At 55.6% G+C, this 4,247-nt stretch carries 3 protein-coding genes; 1 reads left to right on the top strand and 2 read right to left on the bottom strand.

The window, feature by feature from the left end:
* Positions 1–835, bottom strand: an 835-nt coding sequence (locus tag RMSM_RS15910) for a nucleoporin (RefSeq protein WP_008698119.1), incomplete at its 3' end; no start/stop codon positions are given.
* Between the two features lie 1,030 nt (positions 836–1,865).
* Between RMSM_RS15910 and RMSM_RS15905 the strand changes: the two genes are divergently transcribed.
* Positions 1,866–3,632: a sensor histidine kinase gene (locus tag RMSM_RS15905; RefSeq protein ID WP_236622164.1), complete on the top strand. Its 1,767-nt coding sequence runs from the start codon at positions 1,866–1,868 to the stop codon at positions 3,630–3,632.
* Positions 3,633–3,780: 148 nt separating this feature from the next.
* Here RMSM_RS15905 and RMSM_RS15900 read toward each other — a convergent pair whose 3' ends face one another.
* Positions 3,781–4,122, bottom strand: a complete 342-nt coding sequence (locus tag RMSM_RS15900) for a hypothetical protein (RefSeq protein WP_008698112.1) — start codon at positions 4,120–4,122, stop codon at positions 3,781–3,783.
* Between the last annotated feature and the right edge of the window lie 125 nt (positions 4,123–4,247).

Genomic DNA, 4,247 nt, shown 5'->3' with positions numbered 1-4,247 from the left:
CGTCGATCGATTCGTCCGCTGGCATCTCGGCTGGTGCTTCGGCTTCAGCCGTAGCGTCGGAACCACCAAAAATGTCATCGTCCATTGGCGGTTTGGCAGCAGACTCTTCGCCTGCTGGTGCCGCGTCGCTTCCGAACAGATCGTCCAGTGCGGGTTCTTCGCTAGGCATAGCGTCAGCTTCGTCCGCCGGAGGGTCACCGAACAAGTCGTCTGCCGGGGCAGGGTCGGAATCAGCCGGCGGTGGGTCACCGAACAGGTTGTCGGCCGGCGCAGGTTCGGTTTCCGCAGGCGGTGGGTCCCCGAACAGATCATCGGCCGGAGCAGGATCGGTTTCTGCTGGAGGTGGTGTGCCAAACAGATCATCCGCTGGCGCGGGAGTGGTTTCGGCGGGAGCCGGATCACCGAACAAGTCGTCTGCCGGAGCGGCAGGCTGTGCAGGTTCAGCTGGCTCTGTGGGCTCAGCCGGAGCTGGCTCGGTTTCAGCCGGAGCAGGCTGGCTGAACAAATCGTCCGCAGGACCCGGTTCGGTCGCAGGTGGTTCGGTCGCAGGCGGTTCGGGCGTCGTTTCCTCTGGCATCACAGGCGCGGGTTGCTCTTCTAGATCTTCTGTCGCTGGAGCTTGGTTGAACGGAGAATCCGATGGCGAAGTGGTTTCTTCTTCGCTCGGCGATTCCATTTCGGCTGGGCCCAGGTCCGCAGCAGCAGGAGGTGCAGCCTCGGTTTCCATCGGCATGCTGCCATGGTCGATGGGGGCCGCGTATTCCATTCCGCTATCGTATTGCATCGGAGCCGATTCGATCACGGTGCCATTGTCAACGCCGCTGTAGTCGCACACGCCGTGATTGTCGACGGCTTGATAAGAGACTTCGCCACAGCAGGAATCGATCGGAGCTGGCAGACAAGCAACCGGAGGGCATTGGATTACCGGAGGGCAATAGACCGGAGGACAGTGAATCGGGGGACAGTGAATCGGAGGGCAATCGATAGGAGGGCAGGGAGCACCGCAGGTGGGAGCCGGTTCACTGCATGCGTGTCGAAGAAGCCATCCGGCGGATGCTGGGCTTATACCGAGCAGGCAAGTTAACGTCGCAACGAGGCTCCATCGGTATAGACTTCGGGCCGTTCGTTTCATAATTCGTTTTGTCTCCTCCACACCGAAGTGCGGGTCGCGTGCGAGTTTCTAAGGTGGGATTGGGGGAAATGGCTCTCTTCAGAAAACCGAATAAATCAATTCGAACCGGAGGCTTCTGCCATCACCCTGCCCCACATGCTAATTGTCACAAAATCAGCAAGCAAGCAGCGAATTCAGGTTAAATGGAGAGCTTTGCGCAATCAGGTTGGGTTTTAATGATCGCATGCTGATCATCTAGGGGTGGATCGCACTCCCCAAGTGGCGGCGGAATTCGCCTCCCCTGAATCGAGTTAATTCGTCACACTAGGGAAACGCAACGAGCTCCAAACCGGATTGGAAGACTCGGTTTCGCATCACGCGTAGGTCGCGGTCGCCCCTTTCACAGACCTTTTTTGGAGTCACGACGCTGTCAAGTTTTCGTACCGTTTCGGATCCGTAAACTATGACCCATCAATGGTTTATGCCGATCGCCGTGGCGTTGGGGTTGGAGTATGCTGGGGGCGGCCCGTTCGGAGTTGATGTTAGAAAAATCGTCATCCACGCTTGCGGTGCTGCGGCGGCGTGGCAGGCGGATCAAAATTGACGATTGCATGGATGTGCGATCCGGTTTGTTATTTTTTCTCGTTTACGATTGCCTTGGATTTTAATGTTTCGCTTCATCAAGAGCGTTTTTGCATCGATGAGCCTCGAGCGGAAATGTCTGCTCTTTTTCGGTTCTGCGCTGCTCGTCTTGATGTGCGCTGCATTTTTCGTCGTGCAGTTGCTCGCCAAAAGTCTGGTCACTAACACGACCCGCCAACGGGCTCGCGACTATGCGGCCGCCGAACTGATGATGATCCACAGCGATGCGCAGTGGTCCTCGGCACTGCCCGAAGACGTGGTGCAGCGAGAAAAGGTACTGCTTGAGGGACTGCGATCGGAACTGTTGAATGACAAAATTGACTTTCAAGTCTTGGCGTTACAGGATTCGGCGCCCTACGACAACTTGCCCCAAATTGAATTGCCATCCTCGAGCACTCCGCTTGGTGCGATGGAACTTGCGCGGCTGAAGAGTCTGCTACCTCAGTATCGTGAATGGCTCAGTCGCCAAATCGCTGAGGACCGACCCGACGTGGAGCGGCCGTTGGATTTGGGAGAAAACGAGGCGATGAGCCGGATCGGTTTTCTTGGCACCACGGTGTTTGCCGAAGATGGTCCGGTGGACGATCGATACATCTATTACTCGCCTGTTTTCTTCAAACCAACCTGCGTGTTGTCGTGCCACAGTCCCACCGGCGGCGCCATTTCGACGTCGCCCGACGAGGCCCCCGATAAGCTCGCCGCGCAATATCCGTTCCGTGTTTTCCGCGTCAGCATGCCGTACCAGGAAACGCATGAGCTAACGACCTGGATTCGCGCGATCGTGATTGCTTTGGCGATGCTGATTATCGCGGTGACGTTGTTTGTTCTGCATGCGATTATCCGGTACTTGGTGTTGCAGCCGCTGTATCATCTGCGGGATGTCAGCGATGCGATCACTCATGGCGATACCAATCAACGTGCGACGATCGATACCGAGGACGAATTTCGTGAATTGGCCGACGCATTTAATCGGATGCTTCGTCACTTGACCGAGACCCAAGACAAAATTCAAGAAGTCAACCGCGAATTGGATGCTCGGGTGGATCAGTTTGCGCAGCTGAACCTTCAGCTCTACGAAGCGAACCGGTTGAAGAGTGACTTTTTGGCCAACATGAGCCACGAATTACGAACACCGCTAAACAGCATCATTGGGTTTTCTGAGGTGCTGCAAGGGATCGATTCGCTGAACGATAAACAGCGGCGATATGCAGCAAATATCCGTAAAAGTGGGCGTTTGTTGCTAGAAATGATCAACGACATCTTGGATCTTGCCAAGGTCGAAGCGGGCAAGATGGAGGTCCGTCGCGCAGAGTTTGATCTGTCACGATTGGTGTCGGCCCAGTGCGATATGATTCACTCGTTATCCGAAGAAAAGAACATCTCGTTGACGGTCGAGATCCCCGAGGATCTTCCCAAGGCGTATCAAGATCAAAACAAGCTTGGCCAAATCCTGAACAACTTGCTCAGCAACGCGATCAAATTTACACCCGAAGGTGGGATGATCACCGTGCATATCGAGGATGTGAAAAATGGTCGTTTTCGGTTGTCCGTTAGTGACACCGGAGTCGGGATTGCCGAAGAGGACCAGCCGATCATTTTCCAAAAGTTTCGTCAGAGCCAAAAGGTGCTCAACGACGAAGGACTGACTCGCGAATTCTCTGGTACAGGACTCGGGTTGTCGATTGTCAAAGAACTCGCGAAGCTGCTCGGAGGCGAAGTCGATTTCGAAAGCGAACTCGGTCGCGGCAGCCGTTTTTGGGTCACGCTGCCATGGCGTTTATCGGACGTTTCAACGATCTCGGTTCCATCGGCCGGTGCCATGCCCGCGGCACTGCAAGACGCTGCAAGCGACTTGACCGCATCACGCCCGTCGACCTAGAAAAATAAAGTGGGATTGGCTGTCGGTCAATCAAACCACAACGTAGCGAAAGTCGCCAACGGCATTTGGCTTCCGTTCCTGCCAAAGCATTTCTGTCTGCCAAATGATTCGGCCGCCAGCAAAGTGCCGTTTCTATAAACGGCTGCACTTAATCTCGGTTGCGAGCTTGTTTCAACACCGCTGCCATGCGTTGTTTCAGCGACGACCGCAGCGGTTCGGGAGCGATACGAATCGCATTCATGTAGTTCGCGCGGGCCATCTTGGCTTTGCCTTGCGACGCCGCCCGCTCGGCCCGCTCGATCGATTCTTTCAGTTGGTCGATGCGAAGCTGGGCATTGGATTGCTGAACCGACCATAATTGTTGCTGAATCAATTGACCGCTAATCTGCGACGGGTTGGCTAGCACGGGGTAGGACCCGACGACCGGCGTGATTCCAGTGACGAACGGGGTCACGGTTTGCGAAACGATCGATCCCGGCACCCCATTCATCGTGGTTACCGATGGAGTGGTGCTGGAGAGTCGTTTGGCCTGCTGCCTTGGGCAAAGCGGAAACGCAGGTTGCCGGAGACACCGTTGCCAAAGTTTTGTCGCAAATTGCCGGAAACCCCCGAATT

It is taken from the genome of Rhodopirellula maiorica SM1, assembly GCF_000346295.1.
GTDB classification, from domain to species: domain Bacteria; phylum Planctomycetota; class Planctomycetia; order Pirellulales; family Pirellulaceae; genus Novipirellula; species Novipirellula maiorica.
The sequence above is the reverse complement of the archived record's forward strand: the minus strand, read 5'-3'. Positions and strand labels throughout refer to the sequence as shown.

Bases quoted from the DNA above. Each gene is read 5' to 3' on its own strand.
- RMSM_RS15905 (WP_236622164.1), top strand. From the start codon at position 1,866: ATGTGCGCTGCATTTTTCGTCGTGCAGTTGCTCGCCAAAAGTCTGGTC.
- RMSM_RS15900 (WP_008698112.1), bottom strand. From the start codon at position 4,122: ATGAATGGGGTGCCGGGATCGATCGTTTCGCAAACCGTGACCCCGTTC.